This window comes from Muricoprocola aceti (genome assembly GCF_025567005.1).
Classification (GTDB): Bacteria; Bacillota; Clostridia; order Lachnospirales; family Lachnospiraceae; genus Marvinbryantia; species Marvinbryantia aceti.
On sequence record NZ_JAOQKE010000001.1, the window covers coordinates 252,306 to 268,698 of the forward strand.

At 43.7% G+C, this 16,393-nt stretch carries 16 protein-coding genes; all 16 read right to left on the reverse strand.

All coding sequences use genetic code 11. The annotated features are described in order from the left end of the window. Nucleotide 1: 1 nt before the first annotated feature. The gene (locus OCV47_RS01255; RefSeq protein WP_262653195.1) at nucleotides 2–454 is read right to left on the reverse strand and encodes a hypothetical protein; all 453 of its coding nucleotides are present in this window, start codon (nucleotides 452–454) and stop codon (nucleotides 2–4) included. After that, nucleotides 447–1,181, reverse strand: coding sequence for a tRNA (guanosine(37)-N1)-methyltransferase TrmD (gene trmD, locus OCV47_RS01260; protein WP_262653198.1), 735 nt, complete (start codon nucleotides 1,179–1,181; stop codon nucleotides 447–449). The genes OCV47_RS01255 and trmD overlap by 8 nt, the downstream gene beginning before the upstream one ends. Continuing rightward, nucleotides 1,178–1,684 carry a ribosome maturation factor RimM gene (gene rimM, locus OCV47_RS01265; protein WP_262653201.1) on the reverse strand — a complete coding sequence of 169 codons (507 nt, stop codon included), beginning with the start codon at nucleotides 1,682–1,684 and terminating at the stop codon, nucleotides 1,178–1,180. The genes trmD and rimM overlap by 4 nt, the downstream gene beginning before the upstream one ends. 60 nt (nucleotides 1,685–1,744) lie before the next feature. Continuing rightward, the gene (locus OCV47_RS01270) at nucleotides 1,745–1,975 is read right to left on the reverse strand and encodes a KH domain-containing protein (RefSeq protein ID WP_256296456.1); all 231 of its coding nucleotides are present in this window, start codon (nucleotides 1,973–1,975) and stop codon (nucleotides 1,745–1,747) included. A 16-nt stretch (nucleotides 1,976–1,991) separates the two neighbouring features. After that, entirely contained in the window at nucleotides 1,992–2,237 is a 246-nt protein-coding gene (gene rpsP / locus OCV47_RS01275; protein WP_117449677.1) for a 30S ribosomal protein S16, read from the reverse strand. An 86-nt stretch (nucleotides 2,238–2,323) separates the two neighbouring features. Next, nucleotides 2,324–3,673 (reverse strand): signal recognition particle protein, encoded by a 1,350-nt coding sequence (gene ffh / locus OCV47_RS01280; RefSeq protein WP_256296459.1) that lies wholly within the window; start codon nucleotides 3,671–3,673, stop codon nucleotides 2,324–2,326. A gap of 2 nt (nucleotides 3,674–3,675) precedes the next feature. Next, nucleotides 3,676–3,993 (reverse strand): YlxM family DNA-binding protein, encoded by a 318-nt coding sequence (gene ylxM, locus OCV47_RS01285; protein WP_256296461.1) that lies wholly within the window; start codon nucleotides 3,991–3,993, stop codon nucleotides 3,676–3,678. Between the two features lie 72 nt (nucleotides 3,994–4,065). Then, nucleotides 4,066–5,289, reverse strand: coding sequence for a threonine ammonia-lyase (ilvA, locus tag OCV47_RS01290; RefSeq protein WP_262653208.1), 1,224 nt, complete (start codon nucleotides 5,287–5,289; stop codon nucleotides 4,066–4,068). Between the two features lie 2 nt (nucleotides 5,290–5,291). Then, nucleotides 5,292–6,230: a signal recognition particle-docking protein FtsY gene (ftsY, locus tag OCV47_RS01295; protein ID WP_262653209.1), complete on the reverse strand. Its 939-nt coding sequence runs from the start codon at nucleotides 6,228–6,230 to the stop codon at nucleotides 5,292–5,294. 13 nt (nucleotides 6,231–6,243) lie between these two features. Continuing rightward, nucleotides 6,244–9,804, reverse strand: coding sequence for a chromosome segregation protein SMC (gene smc / locus OCV47_RS01300; RefSeq protein ID WP_262653211.1), 3,561 nt, complete (start codon nucleotides 9,802–9,804; stop codon nucleotides 6,244–6,246). Then, nucleotides 9,805–10,497: a ribonuclease III gene (gene rnc, locus OCV47_RS01305; protein ID WP_262653213.1), complete on the reverse strand. Its 693-nt coding sequence runs from the start codon at nucleotides 10,495–10,497 to the stop codon at nucleotides 9,805–9,807. A gap of 59 nt (nucleotides 10,498–10,556) precedes the next feature. Then, nucleotides 10,557–10,790, reverse strand: coding sequence for an acyl carrier protein (gene acpP / locus OCV47_RS01310; protein WP_117449671.1), 234 nt, complete (start codon nucleotides 10,788–10,790; stop codon nucleotides 10,557–10,559). An 11-nt stretch (nucleotides 10,791–10,801) separates the two neighbouring features. After that, entirely contained in the window at nucleotides 10,802–11,815 is a 1,014-nt protein-coding gene (plsX, locus tag OCV47_RS01315) for a phosphate acyltransferase PlsX (RefSeq protein ID WP_262653442.1), read from the reverse strand. A 186-nt stretch (nucleotides 11,816–12,001) separates the two neighbouring features. Continuing rightward, nucleotides 12,002–12,775, reverse strand: a complete 774-nt coding sequence (locus tag OCV47_RS01320) for a S8 family peptidase (protein ID WP_262653216.1) — start codon at nucleotides 12,773–12,775, stop codon at nucleotides 12,002–12,004. A gap of 76 nt (nucleotides 12,776–12,851) precedes the next feature. Further along, nucleotides 12,852–13,247, reverse strand: coding sequence for a hypothetical protein (locus tag OCV47_RS01325; protein ID WP_262653217.1), 396 nt, complete (start codon nucleotides 13,245–13,247; stop codon nucleotides 12,852–12,854). A gap of 111 nt (nucleotides 13,248–13,358) precedes the next feature. Further along, nucleotides 13,359–16,370: an InlB B-repeat-containing protein gene (locus OCV47_RS01330; RefSeq protein ID WP_262653220.1), complete on the reverse strand. Its 3,012-nt coding sequence runs from the start codon at nucleotides 16,368–16,370 to the stop codon at nucleotides 13,359–13,361. Nucleotides 16,371–16,393: the final 23 nt, after the last annotated feature.

The following is a 16,393-nucleotide window of genomic DNA, read 5'->3' on the forward strand; positions in this document are numbered from 1 at the left end:
TTTATTCTTCGTTGCTTTCTTCTGTAGCTGCCTCTTCTGCAGGTGCTGTTTCTTCACTGCGCTCTCCTGAAACCGCTTCTTCTGCAGGTGCTGCTTCTTCACTGCTCTCTTCTGGAACTGTCTCTTCCGCAACAGTACCTTCTTCATCTTCAAAGATATCTTCTTCAGTGTCCATACCTTCCGGAAGCTTTTCTTTTAACGCTTTCATCTCTTCTTCCAGACATTCCAGCTCTGTATACATGGTATTGATCGCTGTGATCTTATCCTCATATTCCGTGATCTCATCCTTGTGTTCTTCGTAATATGCTTTTCCAAGGGCCAGCAGCTCATCCTGAATCTTTTTCTTCTTTGCCAGGGTCTTGGTCTTTAAAGATGCGATCTCTGCCACTTCCCCTGTCTTTTTTACCATCTGCTGACCAAAAACGGATAACTTTTTACCAAAATCTTCAAACATCTTTCATTTCTCCTTTCAGAAATTCCTGTTCTTTTTTTGTAAGCTGCGCTTTTTCCAGTAAATCCGGACGCCACTTCGCAGTCCGGATAATGGACTGTTCTCTGCGCCATTTTTCCACATTGGCATGATGACCGGATAACAGTACCGACGGCACTTTTTTCCCACGCCATTCTTCCGGCCGGCTGTACTGCGGATATTCCAGAAGAGAATCCTGAAAGGACTCTGTCTCCGCTGATACATCATTATTCAGCACTCCCGGAACCAGTCTGGATATGGTATCCATCATGACCAGAGCCGGAAGTTCTCCGCCTGTCAGCACATAATCTCCGATGGACACGTAGTCCGTTACTACTTCTTCCAGGACACGCTCATCAATCCCCTCATAGTGACCACAGAGGAAAATCAGCTCCTCTTCCTGTGCGAATTCCTCTGCCATTTTCTGGTTAAAGGTATGTCCCTGTGGGGTAAGATATATGGTGCGCAATTTTCGTCCTGCCTGGTTCTCCAGTGACTGATGCGCTGCATATACCGGTTCTGCCTGCATCACCATCCCGGCGCCTCCACCGTATGGATAATCATCCACTTTCATATGCTTGTTTCCGGCAAAATCTCTGATATTCACCGCATTCAGAGACAGCAACCCTTTTTCCATTGCCCGTCCTGTAATGCTGGTATGAAACCCCTGTTCAATCATCTCAGGGAATAATGTCAAAACATGAAATCTCAAAGCAGGCCCTCCAGTAAGTGAACTGTCATGGAATTTTCTTCCAATGATACCTTTATAATACATTCTTTTATATTTGGTATCAAGACTTCTTTTTCATTTTCCATCTTTACTACATACACATCATTGGCACCAGTCTGAATCACTTCTGTCAGTGTACCTAAGAATTTTCCTTCTTCATCCGATACCTGAAGCCCGATCAGATCACAGATGAAATATTCACCTGGTTTTAATTTCACCGCATTTTCCCTGGACACCAAAAGCGGTACATTTCTCAAAAGTTCTGCATCGTTCATAGAGTCCACACCCTTTAATTTCAGGATCACCATGTTCTTAAAAAACTTTACCTGTTCGATTGCCAGAGTACGCTGTCCCCGTTTCTCTTCCAGAATTACTTCTTTTAATTTCTTGAATCTTGTAACATCATCTGTTGTCGGGAATACTTTCACTTCACCCCTCACACCATGAGGAGAAGTAATCACCCCTACCTGTAAAAACTGTTCCATGTTCCCTCCGATTTATAATAGAATAAAAGATAAGCCGCCTCAAAATGAGACAGCTTATTATTATTGTACAATATCTACAATGACTTTTTTGTCGCTCTTGGATGCAGCAGCTTTTACTACGGAACGGATTGCTTTTGCAATTCTTCCCTGCTTACCAATCACTTTGCCCATATCTGATTGAGCAACTTTCAACTCAATGACTGTGGATTTCCCGCTTTCTTTCTCGGTCACGACAACCTCTTCCGGATGTTCCACAAGAGACTTGGCAATTACTTCCACTAACTCTTTCATCACCGCACCTCAATTCTTATTTTTCGATGCCAGCTAACTTGAACAGTTTTCCAACAACTTCTGTAGGCTGAGCGCCATTAGCAAGCCATTTTTTAGCCAGTTCTTCATTTACATGGAACTCGCTTGGATCAGTATTTGGATTGTAAGTACCGATTTCTTCGATACATCTTCCATCTCTAGGGGATCTGGAATCAGCAACTACGATTCTGTAGAAAGGTGCTTTCTTCTGTCCCATTCTTCTTAATCTGATTTTTACTGCCATTTTATTTTACCTCCGTATTTTTTTGAACCTGTTTTTCAGGAAATTATGACCAGCATTGTATATACAACTGCCGGATTATTTATATGTTAAAAGGGAAGTTTAAACTTGCCTCTTTTACCCATTTTACCTCCCATCATTCCAGGGAGCTGTTTCATCATCTTTCTGGACTGTTCGAACTGCTTCACCAGACGGTTTACTTCGCTGATATCCACACCTGCACCGGCTGCAATTCGCTTCTTCCGGGATGGATTCAGAAGATCTGGATTGGATCGTTCCTTCGGTGTCATGGAAAGAATGATAGCTTCCGTCTTAGCAAGCGCTGACTCATCAATCATTCCCTCGATATCCTTCATCTTACTGCCACCAAATCCAGGCATCATACTCAGGACACTGGAAATTCCTCCCATATTCTTCATCTGGTTCATACTTTCCAGATAATCATCAAAACCAAAGCTTGCTTTTTTCAGCTTCTGTTCCATCTCTCTGGCTTTGCTTTCATCGAGATTCGCCTGTGCTTTCTCAATCAGAGTCATCACATCACCCATACCAAGGATTCGTGATGCCATACGATCTGGATAAAACTGTTCCAGATCAGATAATTTTTCACCCATACCTGCATACAGAATCGGCTTTCCACAGGTGGCCTTAATAGAAAGTGCCGCACCGCCTCTGGTGTCACCATCCAGCTTTGTCAAAATCACTCCGTCAATGCCAATCTTGTCATTGAACATCTGGGATACATTCACTGCATCCTGTCCGGTCATAGCATCTACAACCAGAAGAGTCTGATCTACATGAACGGCTTCTTTGATCTGTACCAGTTCGTTCATCATATCTTCATCCACATGAAGACGTCCTGCAGTATCCAAAAATACCACATTCATATTATGGGACTTTGCATGCTCAATGGCTGCTTTCGCAATGTTCACCGGGTTCTGCTTATCTCCCATGGAGAATACTTCCACGCCGACCTTCTCACCATTGATCTGTAACTGCTGGATCGCTGCCGGACGATATACATCGCAGGCTGCCAGAAGTGGCACACGTCCCTTTGACTTCAGCTTCGCTGCAAGCTTAGCCGTGGTCGTTGTCTTACCTGCACCCTGAAGACCAGCCATCATGATGACGGTAATCTCATTACCAGGCTTTAAGGCAATCTCCTTTGTCTCGGATCCCATCAGGGAAACCAGTTCTTCGTTGACAATCTTGATCACCATCTGTCCAGGATTCAGCCCATTCATAACCTCTGCGCCAACAGCACGCTCCTGAACGGATTTCATAAACTGCTTTACTACTTTGAAGCTGACGTCTGCTTCCAGAAGTGCCATCTTGACTTCCTTCAATGCAGTCTTGACATCGCTCTCTGTCAGCTTACCTTTGCTTCGCAGGTTCTTAAACACATTTTGTAGTTTGTCGGAAAGGCTTTCAAATGCCATTATTATAATTCCTCCAGTATCTCACTGCATATTTGCTCAATGTCCTGCTGACCCTTAGCCAGTTCATGAATCTGTGCTACTTTTTCTTTAATAGAAAGAAACTTCTCAACCAGATGCAACTGTTCTTCATAATGAGCTAATATCTTGTTGCAGCGCTTGATTAAATCATGTACGCCTTGTCTGCTGATGTCGTACTCCCTTGCAACTTCTGTGCAGGAATAATCATTCAATACCACATCTTCATATACCTGGCGCTGATGCTCTGTCAGCAACTCACCATAAAAATCATATAATAAAGTCTGCTCCACAAATCGTTCCATTTCTATCACCTTTGACATCATAAACTAATTGCTTCGCAATGTCAAGTATTTTTTCTTGACAATTTTATTTTCTTATGGATTGGCTCTGATCAGGCGTGGCTTGTACCCTGCTTCTTCCAGAGCTTTCACGATCTGATTCTTATGTTCTGTTCCAAATGCTTCCATGGTAATCTTCAGTTCCACTGCTTTGGAACGGTTGGTACTGATAAACTGATTATGTTCCAGCTTGATGACATTTCCCTGCATCTTTGCAATGACCGCAGATACTTTTGTCAGTTCACCAGGAGAATCTGGCAGCAGTACGGATACTGTAAAAATACGGTCTCGCTGAATCAGACCAAACTGTACCACAGAAGACATGGTAATGACATCCATGTTACCACCGCTAAGTACCGATACAATCTTCTTATTTTTCACATCCAGATGTTTCAGTGCTGCTACTGTAAGTAATCCTGAATTTTCTACGATCATTTTGTGATTTTCTACCATATCCAGGAATGCAACGATCAGTTCATCATCTGTGACGGTAATCACATCATCCAGGTTTTTCTGAAGATATGGGAATATTTTACTTCCAGGAGTCTTAACAGCAGTACCATCTGCTATCGTATTAATAGATGGCAGTGTTGTCACTTCCCCATTCTTCAGTGATTTCTGAAGACAGTTGGCACCTGCCGGTTCTACACCGATTACTTTAATATTTGGGTTCAGCATCTTCGCCAGAGTAGAAACACCGGTAGCCAGTCCTCCTCCTCCTACTGGTACCAGAATATAATCTACCAGAGGAAGTTCCTTCACAATCTCCATGGCAATGGTTCCCTGTCCGGTTGCCACGCCCAGATCGTCAAATGGATGAATAAAGGTATATCCATTTTCTTCTGCCAGCTTATAAGCGTGTTCACACGCTTCGTCATAGACATTGCCATGAAGAACTACTTCTGCGCCATAGCTCTTGGTACGATTCACTTTCATCAATGGAGTCGTAGTTGGCATAACGACAACAGCCTTTACTCCCAGTTCCTTTGCCGCATAAGCCACGCCCTGTGCATGGTTTCCGGCAGAGGCTGTAATCAGACCTTTTTCCTGATCCTCTTTTGCCAGCTTAGATATGCGATAATAAGCGCCACGGATCTTGTACGCTCCTGTGACCTGCATATTCTCTGGCTTCAGATAGACTTTATTCCCGGTCTGTTCACTGAAATACTTGCTGTATACCAGCTTGGTCTCCTGTGTGACTCTTTTGACAACTTCCGCCGCTTCTTCAAAATTCTCTAATGTTAATTCTGTAAATTCCATCTCTATTCTGCGTCCTTTTCATTTAAAAATAATGCGTTTACAAATTCATCTGCATCAAACTTCTGCAGATCATCGATGCTTTCTCCTACACCAATATATTTAACCGGGATACCCAGTTCTGAATGAATGGCAATGGCAATACCACCTTTGGCAGTACCATCCAGCTTTGTCAGAATAATACCGGTGATATTGGCTGCTTCTGAGAATTCCCTCGCCTGTACCAGCGCATTCTGTCCGGTTGTGCCGTCCAGTACCACCAGAGTCTCACGATAGGCTTCCGGATATTCTTTTTCCAGAATTCGGTTGATCTTGGCCAGCTCGCTCATCAGATTCTTTTTGTTATGCAGCCTTCCAGCAGTATCGCAAAGCAGTACATCCGCATTTCTGGCCTTGGCCGCCGCAACCGCATCATAGACAACAGCCGCCGGATCTGATCCTTCCTGTCCACTGATAATCTCCACACCTGCACGATTCGCCCATTCTGTCAACTGTTCTCCCGCTGCCGCACGGAACGTATCTGCTGCTGCAAGAACGACCTTTTTCCCCTGATCCTTCAACTTGCCGGCCAGCTTGCCAACGCTGGTGGTCTTTCCCACGCCGTTGACACCGATCACCAGCACAACAGACTTCCGGTTTTCAAATTCATAAGCTGTCTCGCCCACGTCCATCTGTTCCTTGATACTTTCGATCAGATACCGCTTGCACTCCTCCGGCTCTTTGATATTATTCTCTTTGACTGCCTCTTTTAATTTTTCAATAATTGCTGTGGTGGCATTGATACCAAGATCTCCCATCACCAGAGTCTCTTCGATCTCATCGTAAAAATCATCATCAATACTGGAAAAACCACTGAATATATTATCAATTCCGGCCACAATATTGTCTCTCGTTTTTGTCAGGCCCTCTGCCAGCCGCTTAAAAAAGCCTTTTTTTTCTTCCATGAAAGATTCCTCCCTACTGATCTAATTCGTCTTCCACCATATTGACGGAAACCTGAGTAGACACGCCCTTTTCCTGCATGGTGATACCATACAGGCGGTCTGCTACAGCCATTGTTCCACGCCTATGTGTTATAATAATAAACTGCGTATTTTTTGTCAACTTGTGAAGATAATTTGCATATCTGGATACATTATTCTCATCCAGCGCCGCCTCAATCTCATCCAGAAGACAGAACGGTGACGGCTTCATATTCTGAATGGCAAAGAGCAGTGCAATGGCTGTCAGTGCCTTTTCTCCACCGGACATCTGCATCATGTTGACCAGCTTCTTTCCAGGCGGCTGAGCGATAATCCTGATACCTGCTTCCAGAATATCCTCGTCTTCTACCAATTCCAGGCTTCCTTTTCCGCCGCCAAACAATTCTTTAAACGCCTTTTCAAATTCCTGCTGCATAATAGCAAATTTTTCTTTAAACTGGCGGCGCATTCCCTCATCCAACTCGGTAATGATCTTCTTCAGGTCTTCACCGGCCTTCACCAGATCTGCATGCTGTGCCGACAGGAATTCATGCCGTTCATGAAGTTCTTTATATTCTTCAATGGCATTGACATTGACGGGACCAAGTGCCTTGATTTCTCCCTTTAACTGTGAAATCATCTTCTTCAGCTGCGGGGAATGCTCCAGTTCTTCATCCCGGAATTTTTCTGCCTCACTGGCTGTCAGTTCATATTCTTCCCACATGTAGTTAATCTGACGCTCCAGATAATCACTGAGTCGTTCTTTCTGGTTATCCAGTCGGAAATGTTCTTTATCCAGATCGCTGAGCTGATTACTAAGATCTTCTCTCACCTGGAAAAATTCTTTATGGGAACGATTCTTTTCATTTCGTTCTTCCGTAAACTGACTCAGCACTTTTTCCGTATCTGTTTCTGCATGCTGTGCATGAAGAATGGATTCCTGAATTTCCTGAATCTGCGCTTCTTTTTTTTCTATATCTTCTCTGGAACCGGACAGATTCTCCTGAAGACTTTTCTTTTCTTCCAGCAAATGCTCTTCTTCGCTGTGAATACGCTGCAGATTCTGACAAATGAACTCTTCCTTTTGGTGAAGAGCCATGGTCTGTGTATGTACTTCATTGCAAACCCGATTCTGTTCTTCCTGATCTGCCTTTTTCTCCTCCAGTTTGGACTGCCATACCTTGATCTGTGTCTCCAGATGTGCTTCCTGTTCTCTGGAAAGATCCATTTCCTTTTCAATCTGCACATGTTCTTCTTCAATCTCTGCCATCTGCTGTTGAATCTCATTCACCTCATTCTGCAGAGACTTATGATCCGAGAGCATTTTGGCATTCTGTGTCTGGATCTCCTGCAGCTTCAGTTTCAATGTATTCTGATTCAGATACTCTGCCTGCATCTGCTCCGTCCGCTTCACCAGTTCTTCCCGTTCCCTGGTACGCTTCTGCCGGATCTCTTCAATCTGTTTCTGAAGCTGCAAAACACGCTCTTTTGATGACCGGACTTTCTCCTCCAGGTCTTCCATTTCTCTTCTTCGGCCCAGCAAATTACTGGAATTCTTAAAAGCACCACCAGACATGGAACCACCCGGGCTTAACAGATCCCCCTCCAGCGTAACAATGCGCAGAGACTGACGATACTTTCTGGCAATCGCAATCGCATGATCAATGTGATCCACGATCAGAGTCTTACCCAGCAGATATTCCACCAGGGTTTCATACCGGTCATCGGTATCCACCAGCGTACTGGCCACACCAATGGCTCCCGGTTCATATAATGCCTGATCATTGCCAAGACCACCTTTTTTTCGAATTGCACTTAACGGAAGGAATGTAGCACGCCCAAACTTATTTTTCTTCAGATATTCGATCATAGCCTTGGCTGTATTCTCATTATCTGTAACAATATTCTGGATACTGCCGCCAAGAGCAGTCTCTATAGCCGCCTCATACTTCTTTTCTGTCTTGACCAGATCTGCAACCACTCCATAGATACCGGATACACTGTCCTTTTTCTCCATAACACGGCGGATACTGTTGCCATAACCGTCATAGCGTTCCGTCATGTTCCGCAGTGCTTCCAGACGGGATACATTTCTGCTATAGTCTTCTTTGGTCGCTTCCAGTTCTCTGGAACTGGCAATCAGTTCTTTTTGTATCTCATTGATGCCCTCTTCAATACGGGTATTCTCTTCCGTCAGTTCATGGATCTTCGCTGTGATAGCTTCATATTCTTTCTGATAGCCGGCTCGTACTGTCTCACGCTGATTCTGCTCTGTCTTTGCCGACAGCATCCGCTGAGTCAGCTGGGAATTCCGGATCTGGATCTGTTCTTTCATGGTCTCAAAACGCTGCATTCTGGCCTTTGTATTAGACCGTTCATTCAGTAACGTAATCAGCTCGTTTCGACCCGCAGCAATCTGTTTCTCCAACTGCTCTGCCTGTTCTGTGATTTCCTGAAGCTGCTTTGTGCATCTCTGTTCTTTTTCCGCCGCTTCTTCCAGTTCTTTTTTCAGGCCTTCATTGTTCTTTTCTTCCGTTGTCAGTTCCTGCTGACAACTTTTCAAAGATTCTTCAATTCCAGCCATACGGCTCTGAAAATGCTCATCATTCATGGACGCAGACCGGATCTGTTCCTTCAACAGCTCAATCTGATTCTCCAGCTGCTGTTTCACCATACGCCCCTGATTCAGCTCATTTTTCTTTTCTTCAATTGTCTGATCCAGAGTTTCCAGTTCCTGTTCAATCTTCTCGTACTCGGCACGGATCTGTTCCAGCTTGTTCTTCACCGTCTCCATATCATGATCGGAAATCAGGATTTTATTCTCTACATCCTTCAGCTGGCCAGACATTCGTTCCTTTTCCAGTAAAAACATATTAATGTCCAGCTGTTTTAATTCATCTCTTTTTTTCAGGTAGATTTTTGCCTTTTCCGCCTGACGCTCCAGAGGTCCCACCTGACGGGTAAGTTCCGACAAAATATCATTGATACGGGTAAGATTGTTATTCTCATCTTCCAGTTTTTTCTGTGCAGACAGCTTGCGCCGTTTGAACTTCACGATTCCGGCTGCCTCATCAAACAGCTCTCGTCTCTCTTCCGGTTTACCGTTTAAGATCTTATCGATCTGTCCCTGACCGATAATGGAATATCCTTCCTTACCGATACCAGTATCATAAAAAAGTTCTTTCACGTCACGAAGACGGCATGCTGTACCATTGATCAGATATTCGCTTTCACCGGAACGATACAGCCTTCTGGTTACTGTAACCTCGTTGTAATCTACCGGAAGCTGATGATCTGAATTATCCAGCGTAATGGATACCATGGCGGATCCCAGCGGCTTTCGATTCTCTGTACCGGAAAAAATAACATCCTGCATGTTGGAACCACGCAGCTGCTTCACGCTCTGTTCGCCAAGCACCCATCTGACAGCATCACCCACATTGCTCTTTCCACTTCCATTTGGTCCTACAATACCGGTAATTCCATTATGAAACTGGAACTTCAGCTTATTCGCAAAGGATTTGAATCCATGCACTTCTATGCTTTTTAAATACATCTATTTTTCTTGTCCTTTCAGGGTGATGATCGTTCGATAAGCTGCCTGCTGCTCTGCGCTTTTTTTCGTCCTGCCACTTCCTTCTTCAAAGCCCCTGTCTCCGATAAATAACTGCATGACAAATGTTTTATCGTGATCCGGGCCTTCCTCTCTCACCAGATGATATGACATCGGCTGTCCTTTAAAGGAACTCTGTACAATCTCCTGCAGGATAGTTTTGCTATCATAAAAGAGTTTTTTATTCTCTATATCATTTAAAATAAATTCATATACAAATTCTTTTGCACTAGCAAAACCACCATCCAAATAAATGGCACCGATCAATGCCTCCATGGCATCAGAAACAATGGAATCACGGAATCGTCCGCCGGTCAGTTCTTCTCCCTTTCCGAGACGCAGGAAAGATCCCAGTTCAATCACTGCCGCACACTGAGCCAAGGTCGGTTCGCACACAATACTGGCGCGTAGCTTGGTCATGTCCCCTTCTGGCATAGCCGGATAATTTTCAAAAATAAATTCGCTGCTGGACAGTTCCAACACTGCATCTCCCAGGAACTCCAGACGTTCATTGTCTTTTAATTTTTTTCTGGTTTCATTGGCATAGGAACTGTGTCGCATCGCATTTTCCATCAGTTCCTTATTCTGAAAAGTATAGCCAATCTTTCCTTCCAGTTCTTTTAAATCTCTGTTCATGTTTCACCTCATAATTCAAAAAAGAGGGTGCACAAAAACGGCACCCTCAAAGATCAAACTTACGCATCAATTGCGTTCTTGATAGCTTCTACCGCATCTCCTACAGAAACGATCTTTTCAGCTTCTTCATTCGGGATCTCAATATCAAACTCTTCTTCAATGCCCATGATGATCTGATATACATCCAGAGAGTCAGCTCCCAGATCATCCACAAACGTGGTATCCATTGTGATCTCTTCCTCGTCCACATTCATAACCTCTGCAATGATTTTCTGAAGTTTTTCAAGTTCCATAATTGTACCTCCTAATTTGTCTCTTCAAGAATATGTTCTTTTATTTTCTCGTTAATACGCTCTTTGCTGAATTGCGTACACTGGAAAATTGCATGTTTGATTTCTTTGCTTGTTGCACTTCCATGAGTCTTTATGACCAGTCCCTTTAATCCAAGCATCGGTGCCCCACCATACTGGGACGCATCAAACGTCTTCAATGTATTCTTTAACGCCGGCTTCACCAGAAGTGCTCCGATCTTGGAACGAAGGGTACTCATCATGCCCTTTTTTATCTGGCGTACTAATGCGGATGACGTGCCTTCATATAATTTAAGAATGACATTTCCCACAAATGCTTCACAGACAATCACATCACAGACACCGGCCGGAATGTCTCTTGCTTCCACATTCCCAATATAATTAATATCCTTACATTCCTTCAATAATGTGTATGTCTCTTTTACCAGCGCATTTCCCTTCTCTTCTTCTGCTCCGATATTCACCAATCCGACTCTCGGGTTCTTAATGCCAACTACATTCTCCATGTAAATGGATCCCATCTTTGCAAACTGTACCAGATGAGAAGATCTGGCATCTACATTAGCTCCACAGTCAATCAGAAGAGCTACTCCCTTTTCTGTCGGAATCAGCGGTGCCAGTGGCGGTCTCTCAATTCCTCTGATTCTTCCAACGATCAGCTGTCCTCCAACCAGAACAGCACCGGTACTTCCCGAGGATATAATCGCATCGACCTCCCCATGCTTTACCATATTCATTCCAACTACAATGGATGAATCCTTCTTCTTACGGATCGCATTCACCGGAGGCTCACCCGTCTCGATTACTTCTGATGCATTTGTAATCTCAATACGCTGTTGGTCATAAGTATATTTTTTCAACTCGCTCTGAATAACTTCCTCTTTTCCAACCAGAACAACTCTGATATCCGGATTCTCATTCACAGCTTCTACTGCTGCTTTAATAGGCTCTACAGGGGCATTGTCTCCGCCCATTGCATCAACTGCCACCTTAATTTTTTCCTGCATCATCTACCTCCTGTTTCACAACTATCATCATACAAGACATCCATATAAAAATCAACAGTTTTTATTCTGCAGTAATAAGAATGCCAGCAGCTTCTGTCAACATCAAAAAATGCCAGAATATTCTGGCATTTTTTGTGCTGCTGTATGAAGATGGAGAGGGCTCTTTTGCATGTTCTGACCGCAAATTCAGCTTGTTTCCACATATCCCCATCCAAATGTAGTGTCATATCCCGGATCCCCTGCATCTGTTGCTATTTCTTTCAGATATTCTTCTGCTTTTCCTTTTGTATGATTCTCATTTGGCACTTCAGACAGATACTTTGCTAATATGCCACTAATTCTGGGTGCAGCATAAGAAGAGCCCTTCTCTCCCTGATAATTACCATCTGCGGATACAAATACAGCATCACTTTGCAGATACCAGAGAGAGCTAACTGGCTCTCCCTGTTCATTCAGATCTGCACCGAACACCCCTATCACCTCTTTCCATGCAGCCGGGTAGACCTCGCTGCCAAGCGGTGTAGACAGTGACAAATTTCCCGCTGCCTCTACCAGCAGTACATTCCGTCCAGCCGCATATGCAATGGCTTCATGCAGTTCTTCATTATCCTGATTTAAAGTCCAGCTCATATTGATGATATCAGCATCATATATGTCCACCGCATCATAAATAGCCTGAATAATAGCCGAACCTATATCTGTGACATTCGAGTGCTCACCACTAGCTTCCTGCGTATTTTGAGTCAACGCCATACTACTGTCAAAGCATTTCAACATATAAATATCTACATCTGGTGCCGTTTCTTTTAGAATTTCATATACACAAGTTCCATGTCCTTCCTGATCCGTCAGATCCTCTGTACCCTCCAGGTAATTCTTTCCATGCACATCTGGCAGATTGCAGCCAGAATCCAGAATACAGACGGTTACCGCATTGGATGCTTCTTCTAATGCTTCCATTTCTGCCGATGCCCCACTGTGAGGGGCATCGTTAGAAAGATGCCAAACAGAATCCCTACATAAAAGTATATTCTTCTCATGAATCACCACTATTTTGTACCGATTCCACACTTTCAATAGCCTGTGTCTGAGGCGGCTCCGTTTCTGGGATCTGACTCTCCGGTGCTGTTGTTTCTGTGGTCTGACTCTCTGGCATGGTTGTCTCTGGTACAGAAGGTTTAGATGTTATGCTTTCTGAGTCAGACATTGTAGTCTCCGGGACTGAAATCTGCAGCTCTGTTTCTGTATTTTCCATTTCTGTCTCAGTTTGTGCCTCCATTGTGATTTTCTTTGACTTTTGTGAAGATGTAAAATCACTGCTGTCTCCCATTGTAAATATCACTCTGACATCATTTCTCGGCCTTGTGTATACACCTGTAAAGGTTATATAAACTCCCCATAAACCATTTTCCTTTTTTCTTTCTACACTCATAAAGTTCTCTGGATCATAAACACTTACAACATTATCCGGATTTTTGCATTTTGCTGTGGCCCTTTTTTCTCCATCTGGAGTTTGCCATATAACCTCTACCTTCATAATCATTCAGTTCTCATGATTAACTGTTTCCAGCACATTTGTCAGACCGTTAGTCATAGAAGAAGCCGGGTATAGCAATGTTGACTCTTTTCCCTTATACACCAAAGTTTTTCTGACATTAAGCGTGGTTCTCAACGGTACCTTACAGGTAATGCCACTTACATTTGAATAATTGTTTGCATAACTTGATGGATAAAATGTTACAGATTGCGTTACTTCATTATTACTGTCTACATTTTTCCACTGTGGTATGGCATCTGGTTCTGACCAGTTCCAGGTTCCATAAATGCGACCTCCTGTATAACGGTTGTAAACCGTTACTTCATTGGTAATAAGCACAGCGCCCCCACTTTTTAAAGAATTCTTCTCCACATCCTTTGCCTGATACATGGAATTAGCTTTAAGATTTTCTTTTCCCTTTACCAAAGGTAAGGACTTTTCAACATTAACCGGCAAATACGTCACATATTCATTTAGATTATCACTGTCTTCCGGTCTGAATGATATCTTAATCTGATACTTTCCCACACTAAGGGGCTGTTGTAAATCCCCGTTTTGACTGGAAACAAGATCGCCAATTTTTTCCCATTTCCAGATTCTATTTGCACCTTGCAAACCAGATATTCCTTTATAGGCAACTCTATACCCTTTCAACATCTGTTCGGCTGACAGGTTCTTCTGAACCCAATTCCCCTGTACGTTCTCCTGTCCCGGATTCTTCTCATCCGTTAGATACTGGCCATACAGAAGCGGCAATATGCTGGCATTCTCTGACTTTTTCAGCTGCAGATCTGCCTTTTGAATCTGGTAGGTGATTTTGTAATTTTCCGATCCCTGTTCTGTGTAGGTTCCATCTGCATTTTTGCTTGCCCATACATAGTTTTCTTTATCCCTTAACTGCAGGGTAACATATGGCTGATCCGTCGCATTTTTACCTCCGACATCCTGAAGGATGGTATAAGTTTCTGTCTCAGATAAACCAGATGTCTGTGTGGCACCATTGTAGGTCTTATCTGATACGGTTGGAATTTCCACTTTCTTTTTATCAATAACAACCGCTGCCGTATAGGATGCATGGGTATAAGTTCCATAGCCTCCCTGATATTTTGTATCCGGTGTAAATGTAATCGGATAATTACTGGTTCCCGCATTCGGGACAGTATTGGTATCCACGCTACCAGCCCAGCTGCTGGTTCCGCTTACCCAGTTTCCATCCGCATACTGGAGCTTGACATCCGTCTGATTCAGTCCGATATTATTCAGCTTTGTTCCATACTCATAGGAAGTCTGCTCTGTCGTCAACGGACTGGTCTGGATAACTTTATTTTGTGGTGTAACGGTTATCTGATAGGTTATTTTCTGATTGATCAGATAATACATACCATCGCTGTTTTTATCCGTATCCAGTGCAAATCCCTGATAGGTTGCCTTCCGTTTTCCGATATTTCCATTATCCAGTGTCCAGGTTCCTGCACTTAACAGTTCGGACACTTCTGTAAATTTTTCTGTATCTGCACTGCCATCTTCCTTCGCATATACCAGTGTTACCGTGCCTGTGCAGCTGATATCGGCGGAGCCTTTTCCTTCATCATAATGGTATACCCGGTCGTCTGCCGTTCCTGTCAGATACAGTCCTACCTGTGTCTTCACATCCAGCAGACACTCTGCCGGAGCAAATACATCTGCCATTGTCTCATCCGGTGTAAAGATTGCGGTGTACTGTGATTTTTCCATGCCATTATTCCGTCCAAATGGAACCTTGCCTTTTTCCGTTTCTTTCCAGGAAAAGGCACCAGATACCGGAATTTCCAGTCCCAGATCTTTATTGACATACTGAGCCACACCTTTTCCGTCATCCGAAAATACACTTTCTCCCACCGGTTTTCCATAATTCAGACGGGATGTTTCCTGAACAACAGGGGTTGGTATGATTTTCTGAAGTACTGCTTCCTGTTCAAACGGTTCTTCTGATGTAGTATTGCCATCGTCATCTGTATAAGCCGCTGTCACAGAAAAACGATACTGTTGTCGGTCAGGAAGTTCCCTGTTTGTTACATCTGTATTTAATACCAGGTCAATCTGAATCTGATCACTGTAGGCACCGATTTTCTTATCTGCTTTGACCAGTTCCTCCAGATGTGCCTTCACAATTTCCAAAAGCTGTTTCTCGATTCTATCATAATCTCTGGTATCTTTCATAAAGTCCTCTGTCTGCAGATAATCAGACAGATTTCCTTCATATGGATTCTCTGCTGCGAGCTCCTGAATGCGATCCAGAATGGAAAGTACCGGATCTGTGATGGACCAGGTGGCGGTATAAGCACGTTCTCCTATAGAACCGTTTGGAATATGTACTTCCAGTGTTGGTTCTTCCAGATCCGTTCCGATCCATCCTTCAAACTGATATTTTTCTCTGGTCGGCTGTATCAGTACAATTTCCGGACTTTCAATGGTGTATTCATTTGGATTATCCGTTGCAGTACCAAAAGTACGTTTATAACTGATCTGGTAGGTAATTGGTTCCCAGATAGCTGTATAGCTTCGGTCTCCGCCGTTTCCTGCCGGAATCTGTACAGTGGCAGAAGCTGCTTTTAATCCTGTGCCCGTCCATCCTTTGAAGGTATATCCTGTTCTGGATGGAGCCTGAAGAGTCACGGTGTCCTCTGTGGTGTAGGTATCCGGATTGCCTGCTGCATTTGTGCCTCCTCCCAGATCATAGGTGATCTGATAGACATTGGCTTTCCAGCCTGCATAAATGATCGTATTCCAGTTCAGGATTTCATTCTTCAAGTCAAATGGATCTGTTGCTGCCCTGTCATGATACCATCCGGTGAATGTATAATATAATCGTTCCGGATCATCCGGTACAACCGGCAATGGATATCCGTTGTATCCGGTCACTTTCGCATGTTCCTGATCAGAAGAACCGTCATTTCTGTCAAATATAATAACCAGTTCTCTTGCCCAGCGCGCATACAGATCGATTCCACCTGTCAGTTTATAATTTTCAGTATTCACTGGATTTCCTGCAAATTCTGCAT

Excerpts from the sequence above, each read along its gene's own strand:
- OCV47_RS01255 (WP_262653195.1), bottom strand. The coding sequence starts at position 454 with ATGTTTGAAGATTTTGGTAAAAAGTTATCCGTTTTTGGTCAGCAGATG.
- rimM (WP_262653201.1), bottom strand. The coding sequence starts at position 1,684 with ATGGAACAGTTTTTACAGGTAGGGGTGATTACTTCTCCTCATGGTGTG.
- OCV47_RS01270 (WP_256296456.1), bottom strand. The coding sequence starts at position 1,975 with ATGAAAGAGTTAGTGGAAGTAATTGCCAAGTCTCTTGTGGAACATCCG.
- rpsP (WP_117449677.1), bottom strand. The coding sequence starts at position 2,237 with ATGGCAGTAAAAATCAGATTAAGAAGAATGGGACAGAAGAAAGCACCT.
- ffh (WP_256296459.1), bottom strand. The coding sequence starts at position 3,673 with ATGGCATTTGAAAGCCTTTCCGACAAACTACAAAATGTGTTTAAGAAC.
- ylxM (WP_256296461.1), bottom strand. The coding sequence starts at position 3,993 with ATGGAACGATTTGTGGAGCAGACTTTATTATATGATTTTTATGGTGAG.
- ilvA (WP_262653208.1), bottom strand. The coding sequence starts at position 5,289 with ATGGAATTTACAGAATTAACATTAGAGAATTTTGAAGAAGCGGCGGAA.
- ftsY (WP_262653209.1), bottom strand. The coding sequence starts at position 6,230 with ATGGAAGAAAAAAAAGGCTTTTTTAAGCGGCTGGCAGAGGGCCTGACA.
- smc (WP_262653211.1), bottom strand. The coding sequence starts at position 9,804 with ATGTATTTAAAAAGCATAGAAGTGCATGGATTCAAATCCTTTGCGAAT.
- rnc (WP_262653213.1), bottom strand. The coding sequence starts at position 10,497 with ATGAACAGAGATTTAAAAGAACTGGAAGGAAAGATTGGCTATACTTTT.
- acpP (WP_117449671.1), bottom strand. The coding sequence starts at position 10,790 with ATGGAACTTGAAAAACTTCAGAAAATCATTGCAGAGGTTATGAATGTG.
- plsX (WP_262653442.1), bottom strand. The coding sequence starts at position 11,815 with ATGCAGGAAAAAATTAAGGTGGCAGTTGATGCAATGGGCGGAGACAAT.
- OCV47_RS01320 (WP_262653216.1), bottom strand. The coding sequence starts at position 12,775 with ATGGAAGCATTAGAAGAAGCATCCAATGCGGTAACCGTCTGTATTCTG.
- OCV47_RS01325 (WP_262653217.1), bottom strand. The coding sequence starts at position 13,247 with ATGAGTGTAGAAAGAAAAAAGGAAAATGGTTTATGGGGAGTTTATATA.